This is a genomic window from Lysobacter enzymogenes (assembly GCF_017168095.1).
Taxonomy (GTDB): Bacteria; Pseudomonadota; Gammaproteobacteria; order Xanthomonadales; family Xanthomonadaceae; genus Lysobacter; species Lysobacter enzymogenes_D.
The window spans coordinates 1-4594 of record NZ_LXSD01000177.1 but is presented as its reverse complement, the minus strand read 5'-3'; the positions used below and the strand labels follow the sequence as shown (position 1 = coordinate 4594).

8 protein-coding genes are annotated in these 4594 nt (G+C 68.6%); 2 read left to right on the top strand and 6 right to left on the bottom strand.

From position 1 onward, the window contains the following. Nucleotides 1-300: 300 nt before the first annotated feature. The 4 genes from accC to A7A76_RS26285 form a co-directional block, all read right to left on the bottom strand. A complete protein-coding gene (accC, locus tag A7A76_RS04850) occupies nt 301-1668 on the bottom strand; it encodes an acetyl-CoA carboxylase biotin carboxylase subunit (protein WP_206410135.1) in 1368 nt (455 codons plus the stop codon). A gap of 139 nt (nt 1669-1807) precedes the next feature. Continuing rightward, the gene (accB, locus tag A7A76_RS04845; protein ID WP_206410134.1) at nt 1808-2287 is read right to left on the bottom strand and encodes an acetyl-CoA carboxylase biotin carboxyl carrier protein; all 480 of its coding nucleotides are present in this window, start codon (nt 2285-2287) and stop codon (nt 1808-1810) included. 67 nt (nt 2288-2354) lie between these two features. Continuing rightward, nucleotides 2355-2795: a type II 3-dehydroquinate dehydratase gene (gene aroQ / locus A7A76_RS04840; RefSeq protein ID WP_206410133.1), complete on the bottom strand. Its 441-nt coding sequence runs from the start codon at nt 2793-2795 to the stop codon at nt 2355-2357. A 122-nt stretch (nt 2796-2917) separates the two neighbouring features. Next, nucleotides 2918-3331: a DUF6053 domain-containing protein gene (locus tag A7A76_RS26285; RefSeq protein WP_428995085.1), complete on the bottom strand. Its 414-nt coding sequence runs from the start codon at nt 3329-3331 to the stop codon at nt 2918-2920. On the opposite strand from A7A76_RS26285, the gene A7A76_RS26280 reads away from it, so the two are divergent. Together A7A76_RS26280 and A7A76_RS26275 are read left to right on the top strand one after the other, a co-directional pair. After that, nucleotides 3249-3446, top strand: a complete 198-nt coding sequence (locus tag A7A76_RS26280; protein WP_428995084.1) for a DUF6053 domain-containing protein — start codon at nt 3249-3251, stop codon at nt 3444-3446. The genes A7A76_RS26285 and A7A76_RS26280 overlap by 83 nt on opposite strands. Continuing rightward, nucleotides 3376-3564, top strand: coding sequence for a DUF6053 domain-containing protein (locus tag A7A76_RS26275; protein WP_428995083.1), 189 nt, complete (start codon nt 3376-3378; stop codon nt 3562-3564). Before A7A76_RS26280 ends, A7A76_RS26275 begins: the two co-directional genes overlap by 71 nt. Here the strand turns inward: A7A76_RS26275 and A7A76_RS04835 are convergent. Both A7A76_RS04835 and A7A76_RS04830 read right to left on the bottom strand, forming a co-directional pair. Further along, the gene (locus A7A76_RS04835; RefSeq protein WP_206410132.1) at nt 3474-4073 is read right to left on the bottom strand and encodes a TlpA family protein disulfide reductase; all 600 of its coding nucleotides are present in this window, start codon (nt 4071-4073) and stop codon (nt 3474-3476) included. The genes A7A76_RS26275 and A7A76_RS04835 overlap by 91 nt on opposite strands. A gap of 3 nt (nt 4074-4076) precedes the next feature. Next, nucleotides 4077-4594: thioredoxin family protein (locus A7A76_RS04830; protein WP_206410131.1), on the bottom strand; the 518-nt coding region annotated here is incomplete at its 5' end.

Sequence of the window (4594 nt, the reverse complement as noted above, 5' to 3'; positions counted from 1 at the left end):
TTGACAGTGCCAACCAAAGAAAGGGCTTTTTCCTGTCTTCGAATCAAGAGCCACTATCGTTCGTTGCGTTCGCGGGGATGCGCCACACAGGCCATCCGTGGCCTGGGTGGCGCACGGCGCGCTTCCTGCGCGCCGCCCTTCGGGTCTCTCATTGCCTGTGGCGAGTTCGGGGCGGCGGGGGGAGCGAAGAGCAAAGAGCGAAGAGCAAAGAGCAAAGAGCAAAGACAGCGGCGCAGCTGCAAACAAAAACCCCTTCCTCGCGGAAGGGGTTTTGTCGTTGCGGCATTGCTGGAAGAAGAATCAGACGATCGCGATCGTCTTTTCCTTCTGTTCCTTGAGCCGCTTCTCGAGGTAGTGGATGTTCATCCCGCCCTGCTGGAAGCCGGCGTCCGACAGGATGCGCTGCTGCAGCGGGATGTTGGTCTTGATCCCGTCCACCACCATCTCGCTCAGCGCCACGCGCATGCGCGCGATCGCGGTTTCGCGGTCGGGGCCGTGCACGATCAGCTTGCCGATCATCGAGTCGTAGTTCGGCGGTACGCGGTAGCCTTCGTAGATGTGGCTGTCCACGCGCACGCCGGGGCCGCCCGGTGCGTGGAAGTGGTTGATCGGGCCCGGGCACGGCATGAAGGTCTCCGGGTCTTCGGCGTTGATGCGGCACTCGATCGCGTGGCCTTCCAGCACCACGTCTTCCTGCTTGATCGAAAGCTTGCGGCCGGCGGCGATCATCAGCTGTTCGCGCACCAGGTCGATGCCGGTCACCAGTTCGGTCACCGGGTGCTCGACCTGGATGCGGGTGTTCATTTCGATGAAGTAGAAGCGGCCGTTCTCGTACAGGAACTCGAACGTGCCGGCGCCGCGGTAGCCGATGCGGATGCAGGCTTCCACGCAGACCTTGCCGATTTGCGCGCGCTGCTCCGGGGTGATGCCCGGCGCCGGCGCTTCCTCGACCACCTTCTGGTGGCGGCGCTGCATCGAGCAGTCGCGCTCGCCCAGGTGGATCGCGTTGCCCTGGCCGTCGGCGAGCACCTGGATCTCCACGTGGCGCGGGTTTTCCAGGAATTTCTCCATGTACACCATGTCGTTGCCGAACGCGGCCTTGGCCTCGGACTTGGTGGTCTGGATCGCGGCGTTGAGATGCGCTTCGGTGTGGACCACGCGCATGCCGCGGCCGCCGCCGCCGCCGGCGGCCTTGACGATGATCGGGTAGCCGATCTCGCGCGCGATCTTGATGTTGGCGGCGTTGTCGTCGCCGAGCGGGCCGCCGCTGCCGGGCACGCAGGGCACGCCGGCGTCCTTCATCGCGCGGATCGCTTCGACCTTGTCGCCCATCAGGCGGATGGTCTCGGCGCGCGGGCCGATGAAGACGAAGCCGGATTGTTCGACGCGTTCGGCGAAGTCGGCGTTTTCGCTGAGGAAGCCGTAGCCGGGATGGATCGCCTGGGCGTCGGTGACCTCGGCCGCGGCGATGATCGAGGCCATGTTGAGGTAGCTCTCCGACGACGGCGCCGGCCCGATGCACACCGATTCGTCGGCCATGGCGACGTGTTTGAGGTTGCGGTCGACGGTGGAATGCACCGCGACCGTGCGGATGCCCAGGGCGTGGCACGCGCGCAGGATGCGCAGCGCGATTTCGCCGCGGTTGGCGATGACGACTTTATCGAGCATGGGAGGCTCTCAGCGGGACGGAAGCAGGGAAAGAGGGGAACAACGGGGCTGAGGGGAATGGAGGGAGGCGGGGCGGAGAAGCGGCGTCGCCGCCATTCCCTCAGCCCCTGTTTTCCTTCGTTCCCTTGCCCTTCGCCTCTCACCCAATGACGAACAGCGGCTGATCGAACTCGATCGGTTGGCCGCTCTCGGCCAGGATCTTGAGCACGGTGCCGGAGACGTCGGCTTCGATCGGGTTGAACATCTTCATCGCTTCGATGATGGCCAGGGTGTCGCCGGCCTTGACGGTCTGGCCGACCGACACGAACGCGGGCTTGTCCGGGGCCGGCGAGGTGTAGAAGGTGCCGACCATCGGCGCGCGCACGACGTGGCCGTCGGGCAAGTCGTTGCCGGGCTTGGCGCTGCCGCCGGTGGCCGCTTCGGTCGGCGACTGCATCGGCATCGGCTGGGCGGCGCGCGGTTCCGGCGCGGCGTAGACCGGCGCCGGCGCGGCGACGGCGTAGCCGCCCTTGGGCGCGCGGGCCAGGCGGACCGACTCTTCGCCTTCCTTGATCTCGATCTCGGCGAGGTTGGATTCCTCGAGCAGGTCGATCAGTTTCTTGATTTTGCGCAGGTCCATGAAGCGGGCCTCTGGGTGTTGGATCTTGGGTGCGGGCCGCGCGGGCGCGGTCCGGGCGAAAGGGGGGTCAGGATGCCAGCCGTTTGATGGCCGCTTCGAGCGCGTAGCGGTAGCTGTCGGCGCCGAAGCCGCAGACCACGCCGACGGCCAGGTCGCTGAAGTAGCTGTGGTGGCGGAACGGCTCGCGGGTGTGCGGGTTGGACAGGTGGATCTCGACGAACGGGATCGCGACCGCGGCCAGGGCGTCGCGGATCGCCACGCTGGTGTGGGTGAAGGCCGCGGGGTTGATCAGGATCAGCGCGGTGCCGTCCGTGCGCGCGGCCTGGACCCGGTCGACCAGTACGTGCTCGGCGTTGGACTGCAGGCTCTCCAGCGCGTGGCCGGCGTCGGCCGCGCGCGCGGCCAGACCGGCGTCGATCTCGGCCAGGGTGGTGCGGCCGTAGACCTCGGGCTCGCGCGTGCCGAGCAGGTTGAGGTTGGGGCCGTGCAGGACCAGCAGCTTGGCCATCGGGACCGGGACCGGTTGCCTTCAAAGGGCGGCAGTTTGCGTGAAGGCCGGCGGGTTGTCCAGGAGTTGCCCGCCAAATCGGCGAAGTTATCGCGCTTTAAGCGGTTGTTTGAGTGGCGGCTCTAAATGTCGGCATGTTCGCGGCGGGATGCGAATGTTCGGCGCTGGATCGATGCCGGATCGGCGCAGTTGCGGTGGCGTTGCTTGCGCGGGTGGCGCGTGCCGCTGTGCTCGTGCAGTGGGCTGCGGCCTATTCGAGCACAGGGGCGGCCGCGGCGGGAGGGCGGGCGGCACGGGGATTGCGGGCGGCGGTCGCAGCTCGGGGATGTCGGCGGGGCTGAGACTCGCTGGCCGGGGTTGGGTTTGCGGCGACCTGGGACAAAAGCGTCGGGCCTGAAGGCCCTCCCACAAAGGCTTCCCGGCTTGCGCCTTGCGAGTGGAGGAGCTGCTTTTGTGGGAGGGGCTTCAGCCCCGATGCTTTTCGGTCGGGTCGCCGCTGCCTGGGACAAAAGCGTCGGGCCTGAAGGCCCTCCCACAAGGGCTTCCCGGCTTGCGGCTTGCGAGTGGAGGGGCTGCTTTTGTGGGAGGGGCTTCAGCCCCGACGCTTTTCGGTCGGGTCGCTGCGATTCGGGACAAAGGCGTCAGGCATGAAGGCCCTCCCGCCGTCTCGCCGCCGGACTACTCGGCCCAGCCGTCGATCTCGCCATCCTCGAACGGCCCGATCCGCTGCTTGAGCAGGCGCCCGTCGGCGCCGACCAGCACGCTGTAGGGCAGCACGCCCTTGGGGTTGCCGAGCTGCACGCCGGAATCGCGCGGGCCCGGCGCGTCGAGCAGGATCGGGTAGTGCACCGGCACGCGCTTCAGGAACGCGGCCACGTCCTCGGCGTTGTCGAGCGCGATGCCGACCACTTGCGTGCCCGCGGCGCCCTGGCTGCGCGCGTAGCGGTCCAGCTCGGGCATTTCCTTGATGCAGGGGCCGCACCAGCTGGCCCAGATGTTGATCAGCAGCGGCCGCCCGGCATAGGCCTTGGGCAGCTCGACCGGCTGGCCGTCGAGGCCGGGCAGGCGCAGCGCCGGGATCGGCTGGCCGCGCTCGGCCACGGCCAGGTCGGCCGGCGGCTTGGGCGCCTGCATCTTCATTTCCGCCTGCCACATGCGCTGGCCCAGCTCGGTGCGCGCGAACCAGCCGCCGCCGCCGACCAACTGACCGGCGATCAGCCCCACCGCGCCGGCGGCCACCGCCACCGCGATCACCTTCACCGCCGAGGGGATCGCCATCGCTCAGCGCTCCCCGCCGGCCGATCCGGCGACCGCGGCGCGCGCGCGCGCCGCGCGGGCGGCGAACGGCTCGGCCTTCTCGAAGCCGACCAGGCGCAGCTCGCGGCGTTCGGCGCCGTGGGCGTAATAGATCGTCATCGGCGGGCCGATCACGCCCAACCGCTTCATCAGCGCCTGGTCGGTCTCGTCGTTGGCAGTGACGTCGGCCTTGAGCAGGACGAAGCCCTCCAGCGCCTGGTGTACGGCCGGTTCGGGGAAGGTGTACTTCTCCATCTCCTTGCAGGCCACGCACCAGTCGGCGTAGAAGTCGAGCATCAGCGGTTTGCCGGCGGCCCGGGCCGCGGCGATTTCGCGGTCGAGGTCCTGGTTGGACTTGATCTTGCGGAACGGCAGCTCGGCGCTGGGTGCCGCGCCGCCGCCGCGCAGGTTGGCCAGCGGCTGCAGCGGGTCGTGGCCGCCGGCGAGCGCGCCGAACAACTGCGCGGCGCCGGCCACGCCGAACAGCAGCGCCGCCACCCAGG